We start from the raw sequence: 26,569 nt of genomic DNA on the forward strand, positions 1-26,569 counted from the left end.
TGGCAGATAATAGCGGGTTTTCAAAGATATCGTATGAAAACGAAAAAACGGCCCCTTCGCAAACGATGCGAACAGTGGCCGTTTTTGTTATTGTTCCTCGGAAGGAAAATCGTGTTCAAGGCTGAGCTCCTTTAAAACCGTCCACCCAGTCGTGTTCGCCAAAACTTCATACGTGAACACTTCGTTCCTCCGTTGTACCTCCACATCCATGAAACCGTCGCCGAGACGCATGCGGCTTACCGACAACTTGTTCATGCCAGTGGGCAGTGCAGGCTCGAGCACAATCTGGCGTTTCGTATAGTCTAGGCGCATGCCGAGCAACACTTGGACAAACATTAGCGGTGTTGCAGCCGCCCATGCTTGCGGAGAGCAAGCAACCGGATAACGAACCGGTTTACCCCGCTCAGAGGAATGACCGCAAAAGAGCTCCGGCAGGCGGTTGTTCTCGAAGTACTCACCGGCTTTGAGCAAGCCTTCCATTACAGTCACCGCTTCCTTATGAAACCCCTGCGCATTCAAACCCATCAGACAGACAGAGTTGTCATGGGGCCAGATGCTGCCGTTGTGGTAGCTCATCGGATTGTATGCAATTTCGCCGTCAGCCATCGTACGAATCCCATAGCCGCTGAACAGCTCCTTATCCACCAATTTTCGCGCGACCGCAGCCGCGCGCTCACCGCGAATCATTCCAGACATCAGCACATGACCGGTATTGGAGGTGACGGTTTCAACAGGCTTTTGTTCCTCATCAAGCGCTAGTGCGTAATACTGATCACTCTCCATCCAATACTTTTCTTCAAAACGAATACGAAGCGCTTCTGCCTCCTCCTTTAGCGCAGTGGACCAGCAGCTCCAATCCGTGGCTTCAGGCTTCAACTTCAACGTGCCAAACAGCTGAGAAAGCGTCAACTTCGCTTGGTACACATAGCCTTGCACTTCCACTAAGGCGATCGGTGACTTCGCATATTCACCACTACGATGAACAATTGAGTTTCCAGAATCCTTCCATCCTTGGTTGGCAATCCCCTTCTCTGACTCCTGGAAGTACGAAACGAAGCCGCTGCCGTCGCGGTCGCCATAAACATCGATCCACTCCAGCGCGAGCTTGATGTGCGGAATCATCTGCTCCAGCAAAGCGGAATCATCCGTCCATTTCACATATTCTCCGATCAAAACCAGGAATAATGGTGTCGCATCGATTGTTCCGTAATAAGGCGTAAAAGGAATACTCCCTGTACCCGCCAGTTCCCCGCTGCGCAGTTCATGCATGATTTTACCCGGTTGCTCATCGCGCCATGGATCCACCTTCTCGCCCTGGAAATGAGCCATCGTCAGGATAGTGCCCTTCGCGATTTCAGGATGGATGGACATCATCTGTAACGCAGCGATTATACTGTCACGCCCGAATGGCACCGCATACCACGGCAGTCCAGCCACCGGAAAACGGCCGTAGCCGAGATCGGTCAACAAAACACGTATATCCTGTAACCCGCGGTCATAAAAGCTGTTGAACATCGGCAAATCGCTTTCCACCTTGGTCGAGCCTTTCTCCCAATCCGCATAGGAAGCGCGCAGCGCTTCAACCGCAAATTCAAGCGGGTAACGCACCGGCACACGATTGCCGATAATCGGCATCATATAGAACGCAACTGACTTTGTATCACGGGCTTCCAACGTGACATTGAAAGTCACCTCAACGCCGATTCCCGTTATTTCCACTCTAGCCGGCTTTTCGTCCCACTCTACGAGCAATTTCCGAGCGATACCGTCTTCACCGTCGTATCCAATCTCGAAACCCGTGTCATTTTGCTTGGCTCCTGTTTTCTTACCCACCTTTCCATCCTGATAGCCGCGAACGATAAACATATCCTGAAAATCCGCGTCAAACAGGATGGTCAGCTCGAACTGGTCCTTATGCGGATTGAAATTAGTCAATTTCACCGTCTCGTACATGACATCCTCATAGATAAAACGCGTACGAACAATTTCTAAAGCCTCCGGCCACAGTAACACTTTTCCGTCAACCTGGGTTGCGGTATTCGTAAGCACGATCTCGGAGATGAAATTCTGGTCGGCTTCCGATTCAAGAAGATTCGGATACGTCCCGTTGATTTTCAAAGCAAGACGACTCAAAAAACGCGTATCCTTCGTATACAGGCCGTGTCCGCGATTGTGCTCCGATATGTTTCCAGACAAATCCGTCAGAAGGAATAAATCATTCTCTTTAATGACTCTGTAATCCATGTGCATATTCGCTCCTTAATGATTATCCCTTAACCCCACTTGATGCCACGCTCGCTTGCACTTGTTCTTGAACGATCAGATAAATAATAATACCAGGCAGAACGACCATCGTAATCGCCGCGAACATGTTCGTGTAATTATAGGAGAACGCTTCGTCAAAAAATTGCAAAGCAACCGGCAGCGTCCGGTTCTTAGAACTGGTGGTCAAGATCAGCGCGTAAAAGTACTCATTCCAACTGCCCAGGAACATCAGAATCCCCGCTGTTGCGATCCCAGATTTGGCTAGAGGCAGGTTAATATTCCAGAAAGTCCGCCAGAAGCTCGCGCCGTCGATTAATGCAGCTTCATCAAGATCCTTCGGAATGGTCATAAAGGTCGCCCGCAAAATGAACAACGCTATTGCCAAACCGAAAGAGGAATAAACGAGAATAAGCCCCGTTTTCGTGTCATAAAGGCCAAGCTTCATAATAATCGAGAAAATAGGCTGTGCTTTTGCGTGACCCGGAACGAGCAATGTTATCGTGCACAGAGCGTAGATTAAGTTTTTGCCCCGGAAATCAAATTTGCCAAAAACATAGCCGGCAAGGCTGTAAATGAACAGCCCGATCAAGGTGGCCAGTCCGGCGATCCAGATTGAATTCTTGAAATAGATCAGAAAATTATAGTTCTGAAAAACATCGATATAGGGCTGAAAACTGAGTGTCTGCGGCAGAGAGAAAGGATTACCCAAAATCTCCTTGTTCGTCTTAAATGACGACATCATGATCCATAAAATCGGGAACGTCGATACGGCTATCGTAAAGACCATCACGCCATAGGTAAACAACTTTCCAAGAATTTGTGGCATTACACTGTTTTTCACCGGGTTAACACCTCCCACTTTAAAGAATGGCTCCTAATAAATCTTTTCGTTCATCTTGAACAGTCTGCTCACGACGAACATCACCAGCACACCAATTATGATCATAACGCTTGCGGCTGAGTTGGCATACCCGTACTCGGAATTCACGATCCCATTGTACAACATCAACGGGATATTATACGTATCGTTGCCCGGACCCCCTCGAGTGGTAAGCGCTACTTCTTCAAACATGGCAATACGCGCAGTGATGGACAGAATCACACCCGTTCCGATCGCGCCTTTTACAAGCGGCAAATTGATGTACCTTGTAACCTGCCATCCATTTGCGCCGTCCAGCCGCGCAGCTTCATGAACTTCCTTGGGAATAGCCATTAATTCATTGAGAACAATAAGTGTGACGATGACCGCATAGAACAACCAGGTCAATGTAATCGCAATAAAAGCAGCCGGCGACTCATAAAACCATTTCACATGGAAATCGGAGAATCCGATATCACGCATGAAATTGTTAATGACTCCGATGTCATCATTGAAAATAAATTTATAGATGATAGCCCAAGCAGCCACAGAGATCACATTGGGAATCATGAATGTACCCCGTACCAACCGCCATCCGAAGGGCCTTTTATACAAAATGAAAGCTACGATCACGCCGAAGCCTACATGCAATGTCGCAGCAATAGCAGACCATAAAAAAAGGTTGCGCAGCGAGATCAGAAACGTATCATCATAAGAGACGAGGTTGATGTAGTTATCGAACCCGTTAAAGGTTGGAGAACTGAAACCGTTCCATTCCGTAAAGCCTGTAACAAACACGGTGATTATCGGCGTCAAATTAAATAGAAGAAAGATCAGTATCGTCGGTGCCAAAAAAATGGCAATCCACAACGTAGTGCTCCATTTCTTATTCATTTCCTTGCTTCAGCTCCTTTCCGCAAAAAAGTTCCCCAAAATGCATATTTGCCCTTTGGGGAAGTCTTTAATGGACTAAATTGGGATCTCCCGCCGTACGGCGGGAGATCCGTTGCTTTTATTTCTTGAACTGTTGGGCTTTCTTTGTCAGTTCTTCAGCAAATTGTTCAGGCGTTAAGGTACCTTTAGCCAGCAGAGGCAGGAACTTGCCGAATTCCGTAGCTGCGATTTGTTCCGGCCAGATGACGCCAAGGAATTGTACGGTTTGCTTCAGATCGCTCTTCATCGTGTTGTTCAGTTCAAGCAGAATAGGGTTTAGCTTGGAGTCAAATTCTGCCGAGGTTTCCAGTTTAGGGGACGTTCCACCCAACTGTACCATTTCCGCTTCCTTCTCTTCAGGCGTAGTCATGAATTCCAGAAATGCGAGAGCTGCTTGCGTTTCTTCTTCTTTCAGGCCTTTCGGAATCCACCAGGTATATTCGTTAACCGTTGCAAGCGCCACACCGCCAGGATAGATCGATGCTCCGACTTTTTTGTCCAGTCCTGCAGCAGCTTTGGTTGTGTCGCTGAAATCAGGCACCATCCAAGGTCCGTTCGCGATGATAGCTGTTCTTTCATTCATGAAGTTGTTTGCCGCGTCAGCATAACCTGCGCCGATGGCGTTGTCGGTCGTATATTTCTCGAACCATTTTTTTATTTCAGCAAATGTGTTGATCCACATTGGATCCGTGTAATCATAAGCGAGTTCTGTGCTTTTTAGAAGCTCAGCGCCTCCAGGCTCGTTGGCAAGGAAGGAAGAGGCCAACAGCATCGACGTCCATGCGTTTTCGCCGGACATCAGGGATAGCGGCGTGAATCCCGCTTTCTTCAAGGACTCAAGAGCCGCATCAAACTCAGCGAAGTTCATTTGCGAGATCGGCTTGGTAATGCCAGCTTTCTCGAACATTTCCTTGTTGTAGTACAGGCCAACCGGGCTGAAAGAGATGACCGGCAAGGAGACGATTTTACCGCTCTCCGTGGTGTTATAAGCGAGGGATTCCTCAACCATTAGCTTCTTCATCTCAGGCTTGGAATCAATCAAAGGCTTCAGATCATAGAATTTTTCTCCCTTTACGATCACATCGCGAAGGAAATCCTTGTCTCCGCCTTCGATTAAAGCGGGAAGCTCGTTTTGCTGCGCAAGCAATTTAATTTTTGCCGCATAATCATCCTGTGGAATTTCTTCGATGACGATTTTATATTGACCGGCATACTTGTTGTTGAAACGTTCAACTTGAGGCAGAAAAAATTTCGCACCCACGTTCTGGCCACTCTTGTAATGAGGGATATTAAGAACCACTTCTTTTTTCGGCGATACGGCGTTTTCCCCTGCGTTCTCCGTGCCATTCGACGTATTGTCAACTGTGGAGTTTTCGTTTGGTCCGCCGCAGGCTGTGATAATTAGCAATAATGAAAGACACAGCAACAACAAGGTTTTACTACCTTTTTTCATGCTTTTCTCCCCTTCTTTGATTGATTATATTTAAAGTTTCCAATGAGGAACGCTTTAAATCGAAGTTAATTCGTTTAATTCTTAATCACAAGAATACACACTCTTGCAAATCAAACTAAGAGAAGCAAAGGTTATAAAGTTTTCGAATTATATCCAAAACGTTTCGGAAAAATTGCAAACCTATACCTTTGCACGGCTTAAAGGAGTTCTGGATGTGCTTTGGCATTCGTTCATTGGTAAGTATGATTCAAAATACTCCAAAACGTTTTGGAGAAATTGTAAACATAAAGCCCGCACGGCTAAAAACGGGTTCTAGCTGTGCTTTGGCGAATAATCAGTTCATTGTTAAGCATAATTTTGTGGTGCACCTGTCTGCCTTCCAGCATATCGATTAACATCTGAGCGGCCTGATATCCCATTCCATACTTATCCTGTCTAACGGTTGTAAGATTAGGCGAGCAATAGGATGCGACTGAGATGTCGTCAAACCCGACGACGGAAATATCATCCGGTATTTTTTTACCCAAAAGTTTAAGCGACTGCATGGCTCCTAATGCCATAATATCGCTGGCACAGAACATAGCCGTTACGTCTGGATGCTCGGTCAAGATGCGTCCGGCCGCTTCATTTCCGCCTTCTTCCGAAAAACGCCCGTCATAGACCAGTGCGGGATCATAAGCGATTCCAGCTTCTTGCAACGCAAGCCTGTAACCGGATAAGCGTTCGTGACTTACGGCTGCTTCCCCATACCCGTTAATCATGGCGATCCGTCGGTGTCCAAGCCCTTCCAAATGGCGAACGGCATCTCTTGCCCCGCTTAAATTATCGGTCGTGACATGACCGACTCTTTCTCCGGAAAACGGTATATCGATCATTACACATGGGAAAAGCGATTGCGAGACCACTTCTTTTAGATATGGATCACTCAGGCGTAGTCCTTGCAGAATGGCCCCGTCGACATTACGCTCACGGCACAGATCGATGTACGTTTTCTTCATCTGTTTGTTCGGATTAGTGCTGAATAGAATGAGATCGTAGTTTAGTTCACCCGCTCGGTCGTTAATACCGCAAAGTACCTCAAAAGCAAAAGCGTCCTTGACGTTTGTTCTCTTTAGATCGGACATGATGACGCCTATTGTTTTCGTTTTTTTCAGAACAAGGCTTTGGGCCTGAGCATTGGGTCGATAGGATAATTCTTCCGCTAGTTTCTTAATTCGCTTTCTAGTCTTCTCATTGACATCGGAGTAGCCGTTTAAAGCCCGGGATACGGTGGTGATCGATACTCCAGCTGCTTTAGCAAGTTCTTTTATGGTGACGACTGGTCATCCCTTCTTTCCAAAACGTTTTTGTTATTTGATTATAACGAGTATTGTAAACGGTTGCAAGTACTTTGTTTCGAATTGAAGGTAGGTATACCACGTTCTATCTCTTTCCTTGAGGATATGTGCAGCTAATAAAAAGTGCACTCGCTTCAAGGGCTATTTATTTCCAGAAAATCGTCCTGAATGATTTTCAGTTTTTCAAGATGAGGCCTCAGTTGCTCCAGCAACCACGGTTTAGTTTGCGTCGCGTAATCACTCGGAGTAATGAAAGAGGCGTTCTCTTTAAATGAAGAGATCGTCTTGTCCAAGGCACGAAGCTCAGTCGCGAGCATACGCAAGGATTCACGTGTTCCGGCGTTAATCATTTTGGGATTGGATTTCCAATAAGCATAACTTATGCTGTATAGCGGACGCCAAGTGCGCGCCATAAAGGCCAGTTCGAACATGTCTTCTTGTATATCCGTGGTCATAACGGTTTGATTGATTGACAGCCGCGGCTCTGCGTTGTTCGAATAGTCGTCGCTAAATTCGATAAACGTAAACAGCTGCTCGTCCAACTCCTCCGCCTGAATTTTTGCCATATCGATCAGTTGTCGAACTTTGACGGGATCTTCGTTTTCCTTTGTCCGGCTGATCGTCTCCAAGGTCTCGGCAAGCGGAATCGCGGATGATGCGTGTAGTATCAGATACAAAAATGCCGAGTCATTCTTTTGCTGATACAGCGACTTGAGATTGTTGTACCTTTCGTCCGATCGCTTATCCAAGTGTCTGTAAACCGCCGCGTTAACACAAAGGAGAACAATGAGCATCAGCGCGTAGATTTTAATTTGTTTTTGCATTGCATACTTCCTCTCTACACCAATCGCATAACGGCCGAATGTGGAGCTAAACACGGTTCTTATCTGTTTATAAACACAAAAGCAGTCGAAGAATCCGACTCGCTTTCACAGCTTTTCTTCAATCCCTTTTTTTCTTGGAGCTATTGGAGAATAACATGCGGCAAGACTGACCGCAATCATCAATTCTTACCATACACAGCTTCACTTACTGCGTTAGCGTTAACGAGGCTGCCGATCGATTCCGCGGCAGCCTCAATCGTTCCCGCAATAGCACGAAGTCTACTACCGGTTCTCATTGATTTATCAAGCATAGTTGAATGGCTTATTTGCACCATCGCATGCCGCTTGAAAATCATGTGCAAAGACCGTCAGAGTTGTATTCTCTGACGGTCTTTGCTTGGCCTTAAATCAAGTTATTGCGATAACGTTTGAATCTGATCAGCAGTGAGCGCTTTATCATAGATTCGGAGCTCGTCAATCTTGCCAATGAACGGGTTATCCCAGTAGTTCACGCCGAGCGCGAATATTCCGTCGTCTTTCGTGAACACATTCGGAAAGCTTGCGCCAGTATATTTGGCAACGCCATCAACGTACACCGCCACCGTTCCATTGTCGACCGTGAAAGCAAGATCAACCCAGGTGCCGGTCGGAATTTGAATTCCGGTAGAGGCATTGTACCAGGCCGATCCGGACCACAGCATGGTCGGCTGAGCGTCACCCGGCCCTCTTGGTGCCAGACTGATCCAACTGTCAGGCGTCGCCGATCCGAAGAACGCGGATGTATATTGGCTGGCTTGCTCCAAATATACAGACATCGATACCGTATACGTATAGCCTGAGATCAAGCCATTCGGCAAACGGATGCCGGAGCTTCCATCAAGTTCAGCCGCTTGTCCGGAAACGCCGTCGCTGTAAGTAATGGTTCCGCCGGTATTATTCGCCCGGTTGCCTGTTGCCGTACCTGTACCGTAGCCTGTTGAATCCAATAAACTCCCGTCGAACGTATAATACGCAATTGCTTCGTCCAGGATGTAGAGCGTGTAGCTTGCCGCCGTGCCGCTTCCATCGGTTGCGGTTGCCGTAATCGTCGTCGATCCGGCCTTGACGGCAGTGACCTGGCCTGAAATTTCGTCGACGGTTGCGATTGACGGATCGGCCGAGCTCCAGACCAGCACCTGATTGCCCGCGAATGCCGGAGATACCGAGACGGAGGAAGAAGTGAATGCGTTTCCGGCAGATATTCTCTTCTCCGTCAAGCCAAGCCGAATCTCGCTCACTTTAATGGCCGGGTCAAAAACCATGTTCTTGATTTCTTGTGAAGTAAGCACTCCGTCGTAGATTTGAAGGCCGTCGATCATGCCCTTAAATGGGATATCCCACCAGTTTACTCCAAGGCCGAAGATGCCCTTGCTCGACGTAAAGACATCCGGAAAGCTCGTTCCCTTAAATTTTTGCACTCCGTTTACGTATACGGTGACAGTACCCTTTTCAACGGTAATGGCCAGATGGTTCCATTCGCCGATCTTCACCGTCATGCCCGACGGCGTTTCATACCAGGTGTCTTCGCCGTTTGCCGCAACATTATGAGACCAAAGCATAGTGTTGTCCTTTGTCAGGCCTTGCGGCAAAATGCTAATCCAGCTGCCCTGGTCCTTAGCTCCAAAGAAAGTGGGCGTATACCTTGTCAAAGCATCCGGCTTCACCCACAGCGATACCGAATAGCTGTCACTGTTGATAAGCCCGTCAGGCAGGCGAACGCCGGAATTTCCGTCAAACACGGCGGCATCTCCGCGCATACCTTGCGCATAGGTAATCATGCCGCCCGTATTGTCGATGCGATTTCCGGTTACTGTTCCCGCACCCGATATGCCCGTAGTATCGTTCAGGTTGCCGTCGAACGAATAATCGGCTTTCAGTCTGGCTGCTTGCCTCGGTAGTATGGTAACGGAAATTGCTCTGGAGTCCGTTGCATTACCTTTGGTAACCGTCGCGGTCAGTACGGCTGTTGCCGCCTGTGCCTCCGGTTCAGGGCGGGTTACAACCCCGGTTGCTGTAACAGCGTCGTCATTGGACGTCTGCCACGTAATCATTGCGTGCCTGGTGCCTTCGACCGGGAGCGTCAAGTTGGAAACGACATTGTTTGTATCGCCAAGATTAATGTCGTTCAATACGTCTTCAACTATTTCCTGATCCGTCTTATCCTGCAACTTGCTTCCCCAAACAGTGACTCCCTCGCCGGACATCGCGGTAAAGGTCATAACAACCCGTCCTGAGGTGTCATCCCAAAGCCGTGCGAATACACCGTTGTAGGAGACTCCGTCTATGGTGATTTCCGCCAGATTATCGCCCGCTTTGCTCCAGCTGCCGGCAACGTCGCCGGTAATGGTATGGTCGTTGTTCAGACGTATAAAGACGGATTCTTGGATGATTCCCGAAGTGCTCATACCGTGATTGATAAACTTGTATTCTCCGACCAAATCCTGTTCGTTTACAGCTTCAAGCTTCTCGCCCGTATATCGGTATGGTGCAACGACGGGCCAATTGTCTTTGTTCATAAACATCTGGTGAACTCTGACCTCATGATAATTGCCTTTTTCCGGGAAGCGCGTATGGAAAACAAGGAAGTACTGCCCGGTTTTTTTATCAAAATAAACGGAATTGTGACCAGGAGAAACGTAACTGATGCCCGTACCGGTTCCAGGGTCTCCGATCTCTCGCTGAAACAGGTAGTCGCCCATCATCTTGTTGCCGTAGTCCTGATTCGACGTATTGGCCTTCAGAACGGCATTTTTACCTTGTGCGTCAACGAATGGGCCGTTCGGGGATGTTGCCCTGAACATACGCATATTGTACCCGCTGCCCGATTCCAGCCATCCGTAAGTTACATTCAGGAAGTAATAACCCGTTTTCTTGTCATAGACGACAAATGGCCCTTCGCCCGATTGTTGGTAGCCGCCTGCGATTTTGGTTCCGAAATAACGGTCCACCATCCTGCCGTCGGCCGTCATACCATCAGCGCCCGTATATATAGGCTTTCCGCTTTCCTTATCGATTTGAAGCTCGAAGATCCCGCCGGACCAGGAGCCGTATGTCATCCACAACTTCCCGTCTTTGTCATAGAACAAATCCGGATCGATCGCATTCGGAAAAAGGTCGTTGTTATACGAGCCGTTACCGTTGAACCATTCCGATCTGGGTCCTTGAAGCTTGCCGTTATCAACCAGAGCCTGAATATTGGTATTGGTCCACTTTTTATTGATGACGCTTCTGTTGTCATAGGCTTCATTCAGCGTAAAACCGGAATAGACAATGGTATCAACATACGTATAAGGTCCTTCAATATTTTGGGAAACCGCATATCCGATCGCGGAACGAATATAAGTAGACGAGGTGCTGTAATAGATCATATATGCGCCTGTCGATCCGTCCTTATTCTTGTAATCCTCATTATAAAACACATAAGGAGCCCATACCCTATGTTCGCCGGTACTGTCGGCATCGCTATTCCCGGCCCAAGCAAAAGAACCGGCCAAGTTCTTTACCATGTCGCCGTACAGGACATTGCCCGGCGTCGTATCACCGTTCGTGAACCGGGTCCAGTTCATCAAATCGGTTGACTTCGCCGCCTCGAGATTGGAACCAAACACATAGAACGTGTTTCCATCCTTGACGATCGACGGATCGTGAACGGAAACGTTGGTGAAGGCCGCTTTCGTTACCTGAACCGTGACCGAATCAAATTTCGACGAATCTTCTGCCGATGTCGCTTGGATATCCGCAGTGCCGGGGGAGACCGCCGTTACTTTGCCCTTCTCGTCGACGGTGGCGACTGCCGGGTCGCTTGAACTCCAGCTAACGCTTTTATTTGCCGCGACGGGAGCTATCGAAACGGTTAAGTTTTTCGTCGCCCCGACAAGCAAGCTGAAATCCCGCTGGTCGATGGTTACACGCACAACGGCCGCAGACTTAGGCAGGCTGGAGAATGAGACCGGGTGCTTATCGACAGAACCCGCCGTAGAAATTACGGCGCTCCCCGCACTGCCGGGACCGCTCCCGCCGCCGCCGCTAGCAAATGCCACGGATGGCACGGCCATGGCTATCGTCAGCAACATGGCCAATTTTCTTCTAAATGTTTTTTTCAAGCTTTTGTACTCCTCCCATAGTTGAGTTCTTTTTCGTGCATCTTATGTTGGTATCGCTTACAATTTTGATCATAACAATTTTGAACTAGGGGGCACATGATATATTTTGCGGTTTCTATGATTTTTTTTGTCATGCTATTCCCGATCCTTGTATTGGAAATAAAAAAAGAGGCACAATCCATGGGATCATGCTTCCGGATGAATTTCATCGTATTTCTTACCCCTTGACCGATCCCAGCATCACACCTTTTATGAAAAATTTTTGAGTAAACGGGTACATGATAATCATCGGAATAGATGCAATTACCATAGCCGCCAGCTGAATGGTCTCAGCAGTAGTTCTGCCTATGCCAGTTTGATTAATGAGTTTGGTTATATCAGCATTTTGGGAAGCCGCACTCGACACTTGGTCTGCGCCTGCATTTGACATAATTAATTTCAATATATAATATTGAATGGTTTGCAAGTCCGTATTTTGTGTGAAAAACAACGTGGTGCCATAGTCGTTCCATATCCACACTGCCACGAAAACCGATATTGCTGCAATAACCGATTTAGAAAGAGGCAATACAATGGAGAAGAAAATTCTAAACTCATTGGCGCCGTCCATTTTGGCCGATTCAAAGAGCGATTCGGGTATGGCTTTATAATTGGCATTAAATATGATTACGTTAAAAAAGCTTCCGACAAGAATAGGTGTGATATAAACCCAGTAAGTATCATATATTCCCAACCAATTATAAAGGAGAAAGGTCGGAATCAAGGCACCGGGAAAATACATGCTTGCAAACCCTACGGCAACATAAAATTTTTTATACTTCAGGTATGGCCTGGAAAAAGCGTAAGTGAATAGTGCCGTATTAAATATTTGTATAACGGTAACGATTATGGTGCGGGATAAGGTAATCATTCCTGCTTTTATTATTGATGAATCTGATAATACTTTCTCCCAGCTGTCAAACCTGAACACCCTTGGCCATAATAATACCGGTCCACGCCTCAAATCCGTACCATCGTTTAAAGAATTGATAATAGAAAAGAAGAATGGATACACGGCTAAGAATACCAGGATTACCATTATAGAAATATTTACAATTTGAAATGTCCTGCTGGAACGAACTCCATTTTGGACCATTGATTTTCCTCCTTAGAATAGGCCCGATTGCGTCATTTTCTTCGATAATGAATTTGCCCCCCAGAGAAGGATTAGAGCAAAAACCGATTTCATCAATTGTATTGCAGTCGCCACATTAAATTGAAGCTGCTGTAAGCCGAACTGATAAACATACGTATCGATTACCTGACTTGTCGGAAGGTTCAATGAATTTTGAAATACGTAAATCTGGGTAAAATTATTGTTCAGTATGCCGCTTACAGCAAATATGATCATAATCATCAATGTAGGCTTTATACACGGTATTGTGATATAAAACATTTTTTTAAACCGGCCGGCGCCATCAATTGTTGCTGATTCATAAAGGGCCATATCAACTCCCGCTATCGCTGCAAGGTATAATATCGCTCCCCACCCGAGATCCTTCAAAAGTGAGGTTACAGTAGCAATCCCCCAAAAAAATGAAGGGTCGGAGAGAAATGGAATGGGTTTATTAACTAAATGCAATTGCTTCAAAATATAATTTACGGCGCCGTCAGATCTTAAAAGCGTCACAAATAACCCGCCATAAATAACCCATGATATAAAATGCGGCAAATAAGTAGCCGTTTGAACGAAAGATTTGAATTTACTGCTCGTAATTTCATTTAAGAATAAAGCGAAAAATAGAGTTACCGGTATACTCACAAAAGATGCCAAAAGATTCATGCCGATTGTATTCCTTAGCATAGGAATAAAATCATAGCTGTTAAACATGATCATAAAATTATTCCAACCGTTCCACGCACTCGAAAATATGCCCGCTACCCCACTAACCGGATCATAATCTTTAAATGCAATGATATAGCCAAATAGCGGGATAATGACAAATATAAAAATATGCAATATGGAAGGCCAAAGCATGATGCCAAGTTCAAATTGGGTACGAAAATCATGACCAAGCTTAAATGTTTTCTTTTTTTCATTATTTAATAGTAAGGGCTTATCAACCGTTTTGTCATACATATGAATCTCCATTCCGCCGCCGTTGCCGGCGGCATAAATAGTATCACTCTTACTCGTTTATACCCATCATAGGTATACCCATTTCCTTGCTTTGCTGTTTCATGAGTGCATCTTTTGCTTCGTCAATTTTATCCAACCCCATTGAGGTTGCCTTTTTTACCATGTTATTATAAAGCGCATCTACCTCTGACAAATCCTTTGCCGTAATAATTTTTGCAATCTCGGCTTGTACGAAATTCCTGATTTCAGTTTCCTGATTTCCTAGTCCTTTTGACTGGATGTATCCCGGCGGAACATCAAGAGCTGAATTATCAAATATGACTGTTTTCTCAGACCTTGCAAAGGCTGTCGTAACTGCAGTATCCATTAGTCCGCCAGGTCCTAACTGATCAGTAGGCGCCTCGAACACATGATTTTCCCATGATGTGTTAGAGAATGGCCAATATGCCCAGAAACCGGTTTTTGTATGATCATTCTTAGCTCCCTCATCTGTTACATCAATCATTCCATTTTTATCCAATATATAATTAATGCCCTCAATTCCATTGCTATCGTACAAACCTTCGTTACTTGACATATAGCTCAGCCATTTAATCGCTTTCTCCGGTTCCTTTGTCGTTTTGGAGATAAATGTCTGCATCCAGCCTACTGAAGGACTATAATGCTTACCAAATACAGGTTTTGCACCGGTACTTGAAAGAACAGGAGCAGGTGATTGCCAGTAAGGCTGATTCGTTTGGATATCGGCATAGTGGGTATTTGCAGTATTTCCCCAAAATGCAAATACACGGCCGGTTACAATTGCAGCAGCTGTTGCATTTGTATCCATAGTTAAATCACTCGGGTCAATAAATCCCTCATTTACACTTTTATTAAGAAATTCAAGTGCATGCTTGTATCCTGATGAATAAATCAAATCCCGATAATTACCATTTTTATCTACATTCATTCCGCCAAACTGGCTGGTGATTGACCTCATCGTTGTATCCCAATAGTTCTTGCCATCCACCAGAAGAGGTATAACATCTGCGCCGTTTACTTTTAAATTCGAGTCCTTGATTTTCTCAAGAGCGTCAAGCAAACCTTGTTCGGTGCTTAGGCTGCCAAGCTCAATTCCTGCTTGTTCCAAAAGCTTGCCGTTTACCATGATGGTATCGTTGAATTGATATTTATTACGATCTATATAGTATTGGCTTGAAGGCGGGTACGTTTTTCTCAAATCATCTGAAGATATATGGCTTGGGAAAGCATACCAGCCACCATCACGGTTTATCAACGCTTTTTTGATATCATTCGGGAAATCTGTCAACAAGTGAGAATTCGGGTCGTATTTCTTTATCAACTCTTCCAAATTCCACATTTTTCCCGATTTAACCAATTTGGAAATGATATTGGTTGCATTACCCGGGTCGGCTACAGTAATGACATCCGGAATATCTCCCGATACCAGCATCAAGCTTAATTTGGTAGCTCCATCCTGGGGCGGGATATTCATTGAAAATTTAACCCCGGTCTTTTTGGTGATTATACCCATAAAGGTATTAGGATCCGAACTCCAGGTCATTGGCGGATTCCAGAAGCTTACATCGGAAAACCAATTCAGGGTAACCGGCTCGGCCGTTTCCTCTGCTGCTTTTGCTGTGTCCTCCGTTGCCTGGTTAGCGTTTGAAGTTTTAGTCTGAGCTTGGCATCCTGACAAACTAAAAGCGGTTACAACACATAGCAAGATGAGCAATAAACTTAACTTTTTCATGATTTATCCTCCATTGAAATTAATTTCGAATTATCCAACATGAAATGCGCATAAACTGGTTTACTGCCCCCCGCCATCCGAAACGCCGCCCTTCAAATCGACGATCCCGTACGTAACCGAATTGGCTCTGTCTGTGCCAAGCGGGTGCGGGCCGCCTGAGATGACGAACACCGAATGCCCGTCGGGCATGGGTACAAGTCCACGGCTGTAACCAATCTCCGCGTTGGATTTGATTTTGGTCCAGGATCCCTCACCGTTTTGCGTATTCAGGAACAGTGACTCATCTGAAAAAGCGGTGACGGCCAACGTTCCGTTTGCACCTCCCGTCGGGAGCCATACCACATACGATGAGCTTTCTGGGCTCGTACCGTCTTCCGCAATTAATCTGGTTCCTTTTACCGAGCCGAAGTTTTCCGGATCCGGCGAGATCTTGTAAGAAATCTTACAATGTTCTGAACCGCAAACCTCGTAAGTCATGATGTAGTTTCCATTCCCCATTTGCGCGACTACGGGCATTCCCGGACGGTCGATGTACAATGGGGATGTCACATCGTCGACGACAGGCCCCCAGTTTACTCCGTCCGCAGATGTTTGATGCACGTTCTTTTGGCCATACCGGGGGTCGCGTTGATCGGCATAGTAAACGATCAGCTTGTTGTCCGCCACTAACAGGAACGGTTCCCAAACCGGCGTGTAACCGTTTTCCGATTTCGGCTGTCCGCCGGAAGCGATCGAGCTGACGAACGACCATGTCTTGCCGTGATCCGTGCTCATATAGAGATCGAGCTTCGACTTGGAATAGTCTGAAGGAATAGAATTCCCTGCGCACAGAATCGTACCCTCCGGCATATCGCCGATTGCCTGCGGCAGCTCGTACAATTGGGGCTGCCAGCGCATCCCCCAGCCGTTCACCTGATCGGTCACACTGGAAATCTGCTCCCACGTTTTTCCATCATCAGTGCTTTGAAAGATCGGAAAGCTCGGTGTGCCGTTTACATACTGCTCGAACGTGGCTAGCATGGTGCCGTTGGCGGATTTGGAGTGCTGCAGTCGAAGCGCTCTGCCGTAAAGCGCGCCGGGTCCCGGATCACCAGACGGCGTGGTGTACATGACGGAGGGTCCAAACTCTGCAAAGACAGGATCGTCATCAGAGAAGTAGAACCTGATGGCTACAACGCCAACGCAGATTAACGCTGCAGCGCATGTCATCAAAACAACTTTTAGTTTCATTTCTCTCCCCCTATGTGTTGATATCGCTTACAGGACTTATTCTAACTGCTTTATGATATAGGTCACATGATATAAATTGTGATTAAATGATATTTTTTGTCATGCTTACGTCACTCTTTAGACATAAAAAGAATGCTGCGCAGTTGACACAGCATTCTTCAGCAAAACTTACATTTTGTTCATCCTATTTCATACCAAATTTCTGTCTTGCAGCTGTCCATTTCTTATTCAGGTCTTCAAAAATGGGACGAAAATCTTTTCCAGCCAACATTAGTGCGCCAACCACTGTAGGATCCCATTTGGTTTCTTTTTGCAATTTTACAAAATTCGCTTCCCCAGCTTTCGGAAAGAACGGCTGCGCATTATATTGCTTGCTTGCATCTGTAAAAATATTTTGCGGATCAATTCCTTTGATGGTCGAGCTCATGGCTCTTTCTTCAAGATAGGGCTTGTAAACTTCAGGGCTAAAATACCATTCAATCACTTTCTTTGCGACATCAATATGCTTGCTATCCTTGGAAATACAGAAAGGAAGATCAATATTATACACTTGTCTGTTCGTTTCATTCGGGTCAAGCACTACCGGTAACGGGAACAGCCCCAGGTCTTTTATATCCCCGCCCATCGTCAGGAAGTCCGTATAATAGTACTGGCCGATAGCCATCATACCCGCCTGTTTATTAGCAAACATCCGTTCCGCTTCAGGATATCCGATACTTAGCGGCGACTTTCCGACAGCACCCGATTTATAAAGCTGTTCTACCATCTCAAAAGCCTTATAATAGTGGCCGTCTGGACTAAATGGCGTATCCATCATAGCTGCTTCGTTATCCGTATTGGGATCGTTAAATGAAACAGTTCCTAGATAGGCTGCAAATGGATATTGCGGCCAAGTATCTTTTCCTCCGAGCGCCAACCCCTGATACTTCCCGCTATCTTCAATAGCTTTGGCAGTGCTTACGAACTGATCCCAAGTTTTTGGTATCGTTAAACCCAATTCGGAAAAGATGGATTTGCTATAGAAAACCCATTCCCCAAATCCCTTCATTGGCAAACCGTAATATTTCCCGTCTCCCGCTTTGAGCTCATTAATCGAGTCAACAGCCTTATTCATTTGTACCAGAGGGTCACTCTTATCCCAAACATATAACGAGTCCTTCAGGTCAATCACTTTATATGGCTTAACATAGAATAAATCCGGCATTTCATTGGCTGACTGCCTTACCATTAATGATTTGTACAACGATTCTATATCTTTAAAGGATTGGAGATCCAGAGTCACACTGGGCAAAAGTTTTTTAAAAGAATCCGATTGAGTCGTCTTTTTCCAATAATCCAAATCCTCTGCCAAAATGGCAACACTTAAGGTTACTTTCTCATTTGAATTACTGCTTACATAGGAGTTTGTACGATTGCTGCCGCTTCCACATCCCGTTAAAACAATCATGATTGATAGAATTCCTACTAAGACAAGGCCTATCCCCTTTTTTGTTAATAATCTCGCCATCAGATACCCTCCGTGCCGTCTTAGATAGCGCTTTCAATAACGCCTCGTTCTTATTGTACCCTGATAATAATTAGAATTATATGATCTTATAACATTTTTAATCTATCATTACCTTGTATATTAATTTATGAGTATGATAACATTTTGATACTTAGTAGCAACGGAGGGATAACAGATGGTACGTCTTATGAAAAAATGGGTTATTGTTAAGTTCGTTACCATTTTTCTTATATTTATCCCCATTCCATTAATACTTTCCGGCGTCTATATTTATCGAAATGAAGTCAATACGTTAATTACGAATAATACGAATAAAAATCTGCAGTTAACTGAACAAATAGCCAAAAAAATCGATGACAATATTTTGAGGCATATCCTTACAGCTTCTAGCATTACGAATGAAAATAGTACTTATAATGGACCGAAAAGCATTATCGATCGAGTGAATATACTCCGAACATTGACTAACGAGGCCGATCGATTAGCTCTTCGCCAACAAATTGACAGTGATTTAAACTATTTATTCAACTACACCATAGATCTCACCGGGATTACTTTTGTTTATAAAGATAATCAATACTATTCCTTCCATAATCGCTATGCATTTGAACCTTCCCCTATAAAATTATCATCATGGTATCAGGAAATGGTACGCCATAACGAACATCTTCGTGTTCTAGGCAAGGTCAATGATTCGCTTTTTACAAATGTTCACAGTGGCGAGCAATCACTTGCCATTGCCACATTAGTCTATAATCATCAATATACGGAAGACAACGAGGTAGAGCTTGTATTCATTACGTTTAAAGACACCGCTTTTGAAAAAGAGTTTTTTGGCCTTCAGCTCAGTCAAGTCGGCAGACTGGATATCCTTTCGGAGTCTGGGGATATTGTTTATTCCAAAGACGATCTAGTTGAACCTATCAAGAAAAGTATGCATTTTTTCACAAATAACTACGGGTGGCAAATCTACAAATCAAATAAAGATCAGTTATTGATGACGTATTATACAGTTCCATCCACCAGATGGAAAGTGATCAACACAACTTCATTAAACGAGCTTACCCAAAATATTAATCAGGTCATTTCAGTCGTTGTTACTGCTTTTAGTTTTATCTTGCTGGTATTCATGATTGTATTTTTCACCTCGATATACCGTACGCTGCTTCGCCCAATCCATAAATTAATTCATCATATGTCCAGCTTGGAAGAGAATAACTTCAAAGGACGGTTACAACTTTCCGGCTATGATGAAGTTGCGAAGCTCTACAAGAAATTCAACAAAATGGTGGAACACATTAATCTTTTAATTCTAAGGATAGACCTTGAAAAAGATGAAAAGCTGCAGTTGGAACTTCAGGCCCTTCAATATCAAGTGAACCCGCATTTTTTGCTAAACACTCTCAATTCGATTTCGATGATGGCTGATTTTTACGGTGCGCAGCATATCAAAAAAATGACGGCTTCCTTATCAACTCTGCTTGTTAATACCCTCTCCAAAGGTGGCATGTATACATCCATAGAAGAAGAGTTTAACACCCTGAGCAGTTATGCTGATATAATGAAATTAAGATATGGCGATCGATTTGAAGTCATACTCGCAATAGAACCTTCAGCTCAAGAACTTTATATTCTCAGACTTCTTCTACAGCCATTGGTAGAAAACTCCATTCTTCATGGAATGGGCGATATCTATAAAAAGTTAAATATTCATGTAAATGCCAAGAGGAATGGCCCTTATCTCGAGCTATCCGTAAATGACGATGGTGTAGGTATGACAAAAAGTCAAATTGAAACACTTCTTAAACATCACAATGAAAAAAATTCAGGTTTCAATCACATTGGAATTCACAATGTAAATAAAAGAATAAAACTCAACTTTGGCGAGGAATATGGCTTGGAAATTTATAGTGATGAAGAATCAGGAACACAAATGAAACTAATCCTTCCGGCAATTACTCGAGATATGATTACATCGGAGGGTGATCTAAATGTATAGAATTTTACTTGTTGATGATGAACCCCTTATTAGGCTTGCCATTAAATCTCTTGGGAATTGGGAATCACATAGATTTGAAATCGCTTGCGAAGCCTATCATGGAGCTGATGCACTTGAAAAATTTCAAAATGACGACAATGGGATTGATCTGATTCTTACTGATATTAGTATGCCTAAAATGAACGGACTCGAGCTCATTCGCGAGATAAGATGTTCAAATACATTCATTCCAATCATCGTATTGAGTTCGTTCAATGATTTTAAATTTGTAAGGGAAGCCTTCCAACTTGGGATTCAGGATTATGTATTAAAATCCGAAATGGATTTCAACACACTCCTCTCCTTATTCAAAAAAGCTAATCATCATGGTGATTCAAACAAAAAACATCATCAAATCACCCAGAAGTCAATCCAATATTATAAACAAAATTTTCTTGAGAATAACGTAATAAGAAATATTCAATCAGATTTTGAAAGTCAATTAGAAAATTTAAATATGAATATTCCAAAAGTTAATATAACGGTTGCGGCTTTAACTATAGACAATTATAAAACATTAGAAAACAACTTGGATGCGCTTACTTTTGCTACTATCATCGAATCCGTATATCAATTACTTTTGCAAAAAACAGAGGAATACAACCTGGGTGAAGTTGTTCGCATAGAAAAGTCAAAATATGCTTTTATAAGCGGGTTTGTAAATGAAAATAGCACAGCAAGCGTTTTGCAAAAAGTTGGACGTTTCTTGAGCAACGTTAAATATGCTTGCGGCATGTTATTAAATGTTTCTCTCACGATAGGAATTAGCGACGTCGATAATGGATATGACAAGATCCCTATGCTATATAGACAAGCAGTTGCGGCAAATAATCTTAAAATTGTTAACGGCAAGGGTAACATTTACTTTCAACAAAATTTGATAAAGGCTATGCCTTTGGAAAATTATAACGAGACCACGCTGCTCCAACATGAAAGAGATTTAATGGATGCCATGATGAATTTGGATGTAAATAGGATCCAGGATTCTTTAAGTTCGATTTATATGGTTTTGAAATCTCAGTCCGATATGAAAAAAGTCCTCAATACTTACCTCTCTATTTTTTTGAAGACGGTCGGCTTTTTACAAAGAAATGAGATATCTGTCGATGACAATGATTTAACTATCATTGAAGTAATGGACCAATTCGAGACAATTGAAGAAATTCATCGTTATATCAAATTGAAATTATTAGACATTTACAAACAAATCCAAGAAAGCCTCACACATTCAACTTCAAAAATAAATATGGTAAAAGAATACGTAAGAAGCAATTATTATCGAGATCTTAGCTTAAAATCAGTCAGTGAGTATATTCAGGTCAGCGACTCCTATTTAAGTCGTCTATTTTCAAGTACTGGGGAAACCTTCATTAGTTATCTAAGAAAAATTCGAATTGAAAAGGCCAAGGAACTACTAAAGAAAGATTCGCTTACCATACAAGAGGTTAGTGAGGCTGTCGGCTACGCAAATCAAGAGCATTTCAGCCGGATTTTCAAAAAATATACAGGTTATAGTCCAAACAGATTTCGTAACGGAGATCAATCTTAAAGACTCGTTAGAAGTGTGCAGGAAATGACTTCTTAGGAGCAATCGTGCAAATCCTCTAACCCAAAAACTTGAAAAGCATCCCGTTTCCATCCATGCAGATTTTGAAATGCTCGCGAAAATGATTCTGAGTTTCATATCCATATTTCAAGGCTATATCATTCACTTCCTTTCAAAAGGAGCATATCATACTACACTTAATTCCTCGATTAAGAATCTCATTGCTACAGCTCAAAATCGTCATCGGAGAACATGCAGGAAGCAGCTGCCGCGGCGATCTGCCCCCTGGTTGTTGCTTACTTTTATTCAATAGCTTCCTTTACCCCGACTAGACCTGTAATTTTAAGTTAAGCTTTTCAGAACTCCACTTCCAAAGCTCAATTGCATGCTCCTTATTGTACGATTCCTCGGACGATGCTGCCTCTTTAGGTCCGTCCCAATATGTTCCACTCTGTACAGAGCCCCTAAGAACAAGGTTTGCAAGATCATTTCCGGATTGTTTGGTTGTCCGAACACTGGAGCGAACGAAACGCAAAAGCGGCATGATATTATTCCACATAAATCGTAACAGAGGACTATAATCCCTCGTGAGGGCTGATCCTTTGCCAGGCATCATACCGGGATTAAATGCCGCCACCGAGATGGAACGTTTGGATTGCTGAATTTGACGGGACAACTCGTAAGCAAAATACAGATTACAGAGCTTGGAAGTGGTGTAGCGAACCTGGCCTTTTGCTAAATCAGACAGATTACCTAGCAGCCTATCAGATTGAACAGGATCAGCCAACATGGCGGGACTTGTGTAACGAGGAGCTGGCATGCCGGTTTTCTTGCTGATATCATGAGTATCGCTACTTACGACGACGATACGTCCGTTTTCTTGAAGGTGATTTAGCAATAACCGCACAAGCATGAAGTGACCGAGATGATTCACGCCAAAAGTGGCTTCAATACCATCGGCAGTCATTTGTGTACCTTGCACAAATTGAGTACCGGCATTGCAGACAATGGCTTGAAGTGGAGGAAGCCCCACCTTTGAAAACTGCTCGATAAAGTGATGAATGGATGAACTCGAGGATAAGTCCAAAACCATCGCTGAGATATTAGTATTTCCGGTAATCCGGATCAACTCATTAGCTGCTTCGTTGCCTTTATGTTGACTGCGTGTAGCAATTATGACATGCCATTCATGTGAAGCACTAGCAATAACTTGGGCTGTTTCAAAACCGAGTCCCGTATTTCCTCCTGTAATAATGACGGTTTTCTTGGCTTTCTTCATAATTATCATCTCCAGTCTTTGTTATATACAATACGATACGTTATCGTATCGTATATGTCAAATAAAAAAACCTTGCTCATCTTCGCAAGGTCCTTAATTGGGTTCTCTCATGCCGTTTACGACCAGCTCTATTCCTTGTTTTAGGGAAGCATCCAAATCCGTGGATGGGGGCTTAAACAACAATTGATACATAACAAAGCCAATCAAAAGATCTGAGACCAGGTCAACATTGACCTTATCGCTTAGCTTCTCTGTAGAACGGTGTTGCGCAATAATAGTTGAGATTTCTTTGGTCTTAGGAAGAGAATGATTTTCCCAGAACGATTCGGATATTTGGGAACTACCGGATATGGTTGAAATCAGCAGCGAGAGCATCTGCTTTCCCAGTGGAGTATTCATTTGCTGAGCAAAATTACGCGCAAGTTCGTATAAGACCTCGTTAAGATCGCCTTCTGCAGACGCTTTGAACTCAGGTTTTATTTGTTCGAGTGCCTCAACAATCAGATCTTCCTTATTGTTCCACCTTCGGTAGATTGAGCTTTTCCCGACACCTGCACGTTGAGCGATCATTTCGATGCTTAGTTTCTCGACGCCGTACTCGGTGAGCAAGGACAATGTTGCATCCAAAATGCTGCGATGAACCTCGTTACTTCGTGGCCGACCGCGGGATTCGCCGGAAACTGAATTTAGCGTAATATCCATCTTTGATCCCTCCCTGTCCTTTATTGATAAAACATGTAAATAATTATATCACAAAGATAAGCCCCCTCAACTTTCCACATTATACTGCCCATTAACGTAATGAAAAAATTGAGCAGCTGCCGATGCAACTGCTACATGGTGCCTTGAACTAACTTGTCCCGTTAGCTCTACGGACTGCAGCAGTTTATGCGAGGAAGTAACCGCTTATTGCGAGCTTATCTGCCCGCTTTGGCCGACACGGAAAAATAACTCAACTCAACGGGTGAGACGGACTTTGGTTTCGGTTCTCCCATCCTTTTCTCTAATAAGCCGTCTAGATCTACATCCAAGCAGTCCCGTCGGTATCTCCCCTCCTCCAACTTCATGTCGATAAAATCGACGACCTGCTGTAACGAGGCGATTTGGCTGACAATATTTTTCCGGTGGCTCGTTAAAAGTTCCACCAGTTCGGGATATTCTGCGGGATCAGTATCGGCGGAGACTGCCAAAAAAGGCCGCATTTCCTCTAGCGGCATCCCCGTTTTTTTCAGGCATGCTATCAGCCGGATCGTATTGATGTCCTCCTTTCGGTAGATGCGGTGCCCGTTTTCCTTCCGCTCTGCACGAGGCAGCAGCGCGATCTTTTCGTAATAACGGATCGTATCCTCAGTAATTCCGGTTTGCTCGGCGGTTTGCTTTATCGTATAGGATTGCTCTTCCTTCATCCTGTTCCCTCCCGGAGATTGTTTTTTGTGCATTATACATCTTGGAGCTGGCTCCAAGTCAAGTCTCTTATCTTTAGGAAAAAACTTTGTTTTCGCGCCTTGACTTGGAGTCGACTTCAAGTTATAGAATGTGCGCTATCAGGGTAAATATCCCGATATCAGGAGGAGATGCACAATGAACAAGAACCCAAGTGAACATATCGCATTGATTACAGGCGCAAGCGCCGGGATCGGGTTGGAATTAACCCGGAAATTGCTGTCGGAGGACTGGCAGGTGGTTGCTTTGAACCGTTCCGACTTTCCGGCAGACGATATGAGCATCCAACATGCGGTCAAGAGTGGATCGCTTCGAATTTATAAAACAGATGATCTTGCCGATTATGCCAGCTTGAGACGTACTTTGGAAGAGATCAAAAGCAAGGAGCAGCGGATCGATATTTTGTTCAATAACGCCGGAGGGTCCTTTCCCAAGCTGAGCTATTCGAAACAAGGACGCGAGAAGCATTATGAGCTGTTAACGGTCGTTCCATATATTATTCTGATGGAGTTGAAGGAACTCCTAAAAATTGGTCACTTAAAAACGGTGATCAACACCTCATCTTCAGCGCTAAAATTTACGAAAGAGTTTACTATCGATATCCTGGAACGTCCCAAAACCTTCCGCAAGCTGCTTGGTCCTTACGCCACCTCAAAGCTAGCTCTTTCGCTGTGGACTCAGGCCATCGCGACGCAGCTTGCCAAGGACGACATCAAGATCCGCAGCGTTGACCCAGGTAGCAACAATACGCTAAGAAAAGGGAAACAATCCGGACTGCCCCTTTTGATTGAAGTATTAATGAAGCTATTTTTCTCACCGCCTACTCACGGCGCCAACAAGCTGTATGAAGGGGCTCTCGGGGAACACCGGAATAAAACTGGCGTGTATTTGCTGAAAGGTCAGGTTGCGGGATTAAAATTTAAAGACCAGGCGCGGAACGTTTTGGAAAGGATTCAAGCGATTTATGAACACGAATTTTTGCAACGTAATTTTTAAACTTACGGCTGTATTAACCTACCCGTTAACAGTCTGCCGATGTAGAATAACTTTAGATTAGACAATCATCTAATCGGATAAGTGTGCAAGTTCTTGTCATTTTCGGCAAAGTAACCGAGTTCTTGTCATTGATTTAGGACAAGAACTTGTTTTGCAAAAAAAGCAAAGATGCTTCCTGTAACTTTTGTAGTCAAAGCAAGAAAACTATAGTATCCGATAGCTTAATCATGACTAGCAAATTTTTAATACATTGCCATTCAAATTCAACATTTCCCATAGTTCTATCTCATCTTTATCTGAGCATCCAATCGAAATATGATAAAGTTCATTGATTTTCTTAATATCCATTATACTGCCAGTCATCTGAAGGGAGCTGTTAAAGGCTACATAAATTTCCATTCCGTTACGTATTTGTCCCTCCAACAAGATACCTTTGATGATAAAAGCATCTCCCGTCTTCCATGTTTGAATAACCTGGAACTGAGCCATTTATCCCACCTCAATCTACGTATAACTCGCAGGATTTCACAATGTAAGCATGGAGTACCTAGATTTTTAGGCTTAGTACTCCATTAGCGGAGCGAGACGGCCAAATCTTTGCTGTCGGCCGCCTCGCTTTTGTTTTTTCAACAATCGTACTTCATTCGTTCTTTTTAGCCCGGTCTCTAAACTTTCGCGCATCAGCTAACAGCAGCTCATGAGTTCCAATAAATAAGGAAATAACCCCTAAGCCTTGCAAGCCAACATGTTGCTTTTAAAGAAGCTATTGATCGGATCGTAAAAGCGTATCGCGCTGTAAGCCAATTCAGAGAGAAGCATTGGAAGAGATTATTTGGATAGCAAAA

19 protein-coding genes are annotated in these 26,569 nt (G+C 44.2%); 3 read left to right on the forward strand and 16 right to left on the reverse strand.

All coding sequences use genetic code 11. The features are described 5' to 3' along the window. Positions 1-87: 87 nt before the first annotated feature. From H581_RS33065 to H581_RS0104915, 12 genes are all read right to left on the reverse strand, one after another. Positions 88-2,244 carry an amylo-alpha-1,6-glucosidase gene (locus H581_RS33065; protein WP_051250466.1) on the reverse strand — a complete coding sequence of 719 codons (2,157 nt, stop codon included), beginning with the start codon at positions 2,242-2,244 and terminating at the stop codon, positions 88-90. Positions 2,245-2,266: 22 nt separating this feature from the next. Continuing rightward, on the reverse strand, positions 2,267-3,106 hold the full coding sequence (locus H581_RS0104860) for a carbohydrate ABC transporter permease (protein ID WP_028609043.1): 840 nt from the start codon (positions 3,104-3,106) through the stop codon (positions 2,267-2,269). A 33-nt stretch (positions 3,107-3,139) separates the two neighbouring features. Next, entirely contained in the window at positions 3,140-4,018 is an 879-nt protein-coding gene (locus H581_RS0104865) for a carbohydrate ABC transporter permease (protein WP_028609044.1), read from the reverse strand. A 118-nt stretch (positions 4,019-4,136) separates the two neighbouring features. Continuing rightward, positions 4,137-5,510, reverse strand: coding sequence for an ABC transporter substrate-binding protein (locus H581_RS0104870; RefSeq protein ID WP_036717802.1), 1,374 nt, complete (start codon positions 5,508-5,510; stop codon positions 4,137-4,139). A 299-nt stretch (positions 5,511-5,809) separates the two neighbouring features. Continuing rightward, positions 5,810-6,820, reverse strand: coding sequence for a LacI family DNA-binding transcriptional regulator (locus tag H581_RS0104875; protein ID WP_028609046.1), 1,011 nt, complete (start codon positions 6,818-6,820; stop codon positions 5,810-5,812). A 161-nt stretch (positions 6,821-6,981) separates the two neighbouring features. Continuing rightward, the gene (locus H581_RS0104880; protein ID WP_028609047.1) at positions 6,982-7,671 is read right to left on the reverse strand and encodes a hypothetical protein; all 690 of its coding nucleotides are present in this window, start codon (positions 7,669-7,671) and stop codon (positions 6,982-6,984) included. A 413-nt stretch (positions 7,672-8,084) separates the two neighbouring features. After that, positions 8,085-11,813, reverse strand: coding sequence for a LamG-like jellyroll fold domain-containing protein (locus H581_RS33070; protein ID WP_084134471.1), 3,729 nt, complete (start codon positions 11,811-11,813; stop codon positions 8,085-8,087). Positions 11,814-12,030: 217 nt separating this feature from the next. Then, entirely contained in the window at positions 12,031-12,948 is a 918-nt protein-coding gene (locus H581_RS0104895) for a carbohydrate ABC transporter permease (RefSeq protein WP_028609049.1), read from the reverse strand. 12 nt (positions 12,949-12,960) lie between these two features. Then, on the reverse strand, positions 12,961-13,932 hold the full coding sequence (locus H581_RS0104900) for an ABC transporter permease (protein ID WP_028609050.1): 972 nt from the start codon (positions 13,930-13,932) through the stop codon (positions 12,961-12,963). A 49-nt stretch (positions 13,933-13,981) separates the two neighbouring features. After that, positions 13,982-15,685, reverse strand: a complete 1,704-nt coding sequence (locus tag H581_RS0104905; protein ID WP_028609051.1) for an extracellular solute-binding protein — start codon at positions 15,683-15,685, stop codon at positions 13,982-13,984. Between the two features lie 60 nt (positions 15,686-15,745). Beyond that, positions 15,746-16,915 carry a sialidase family protein gene (locus tag H581_RS33075; RefSeq protein ID WP_051250467.1) on the reverse strand — a complete coding sequence of 390 codons (1,170 nt, stop codon included), beginning with the start codon at positions 16,913-16,915 and terminating at the stop codon, positions 15,746-15,748. A gap of 184 nt (positions 16,916-17,099) precedes the next feature. Further along, on the reverse strand, positions 17,100-18,422 hold the full coding sequence (locus H581_RS0104915; RefSeq protein WP_028609052.1) for an ABC transporter substrate-binding protein: 1,323 nt from the start codon (positions 18,420-18,422) through the stop codon (positions 17,100-17,102). 187 nt (positions 18,423-18,609) lie between these two features. Here H581_RS0104915 and H581_RS0104920 point away from each other — a divergent pair, with 187 nt between their 5' ends. Both H581_RS0104920 and H581_RS0104925 read left to right on the forward strand, forming a co-directional pair. Further along, a complete protein-coding gene (locus H581_RS0104920) occupies positions 18,610-20,421 on the forward strand; it encodes a cache domain-containing sensor histidine kinase (protein ID WP_169507454.1) in 1,812 nt (603 codons plus the stop codon). Further along, positions 20,414-22,009: a response regulator transcription factor gene (locus tag H581_RS0104925; protein ID WP_028609054.1), complete on the forward strand. Its 1,596-nt coding sequence runs from the start codon at positions 20,414-20,416 to the stop codon at positions 22,007-22,009. The genes H581_RS0104920 and H581_RS0104925 overlap by 8 nt, the downstream gene beginning before the upstream one ends. Before the next feature lie 325 nt (positions 22,010-22,334). On the opposite strand, the gene H581_RS0104930 is transcribed toward H581_RS0104925, so the two are convergent. The 3 genes from H581_RS0104930 to H581_RS0104940 form a co-directional block, all read right to left on the reverse strand. After that, positions 22,335-23,285, reverse strand: a complete 951-nt coding sequence (locus tag H581_RS0104930; RefSeq protein WP_028609055.1) for an SDR family NAD(P)-dependent oxidoreductase — start codon at positions 23,283-23,285, stop codon at positions 22,335-22,337. 93 nt (positions 23,286-23,378) lie between these two features. Then, positions 23,379-23,987, reverse strand: a complete 609-nt coding sequence (locus tag H581_RS0104935) for a TetR/AcrR family transcriptional regulator (RefSeq protein ID WP_028609056.1) — start codon at positions 23,985-23,987, stop codon at positions 23,379-23,381. 215 nt (positions 23,988-24,202) lie between these two features. Further along, positions 24,203-24,691 carry a MerR family transcriptional regulator gene (locus tag H581_RS0104940; protein WP_028609057.1) on the reverse strand — a complete coding sequence of 163 codons (489 nt, stop codon included), beginning with the start codon at positions 24,689-24,691 and terminating at the stop codon, positions 24,203-24,205. Between the two features lie 175 nt (positions 24,692-24,866). Between H581_RS0104940 and H581_RS0104945 the strand changes: the two genes are divergently transcribed. Beyond that, positions 24,867-25,724, forward strand: a complete 858-nt coding sequence (locus H581_RS0104945) for an SDR family NAD(P)-dependent oxidoreductase (RefSeq protein ID WP_028609058.1) — start codon at positions 24,867-24,869, stop codon at positions 25,722-25,724. 231 nt (positions 25,725-25,955) lie between these two features. Here the strand turns inward: H581_RS0104945 and H581_RS0104950 are convergent, their stop codons facing one another. Beyond that, entirely contained in the window at positions 25,956-26,213 is a 258-nt protein-coding gene (locus H581_RS0104950; protein ID WP_028609059.1) for a hypothetical protein, read from the reverse strand. Positions 26,214-26,569: the final 356 nt, after the last annotated feature.

The sequence above is a fragment of the Paenibacillus harenae DSM 16969 genome, from assembly GCF_000422465.1.
Lineage (GTDB): Bacteria > Bacillota > Bacilli > Paenibacillales > Paenibacillaceae > Pristimantibacillus > Pristimantibacillus harenae.